This is a genomic window from Sphingobacterium thermophilum (assembly GCF_039541675.1).
GTDB lineage: Bacteria > Bacteroidota > Bacteroidia > Sphingobacteriales > Sphingobacteriaceae > Sphingobacterium > Sphingobacterium thermophilum.
In genome coordinates this window covers 57,706-58,016 of sequence record NZ_BAABGR010000038.1, presented here as the reverse complement: position 1 = coordinate 58,016, position 311 = coordinate 57,706, and the positions used below count along the sequence as shown (strand labels likewise).

1 protein-coding gene is annotated in these 311 nt (G+C 38.9%); it reads right to left on the bottom strand.

Annotated features, from left to right (window positions below; genetic code table 11):
* Positions 1-311, bottom strand: a 311-nt coding sequence (locus ABD873_RS13010) for a Crp/Fnr family transcriptional regulator (RefSeq protein ID WP_345068987.1), incomplete at both ends; no start/stop codon positions are given.

Genomic DNA, 311 nt, shown 5'->3' with positions numbered 1-311 from the left:
CCCAAATAATTCCCGACTTTGGTTTGAGCATAGACTTTTTGTAAATCCTCAAAGGAAATCTGCCAAACCACGGTTTCTGTCAATGCCTGTAATTCGTATTGGGATGGCGTTTGTGTCAAGAATGAGTCGTAGGCACAAGTAAACTCTTTGTCAAAACTGAAGTTGAAAGTCAGCTCGTTTTCATCATCAGGAATGTAGAACCGAATAATGCCGGTTTCGATGAATGAAAGGAAATTTTCTGTTTCACCTTGTCGTGTGATGATTTGATTTTTGGCAAACACTTTTCGGCTAAAATGGGAAGAGATGAATTT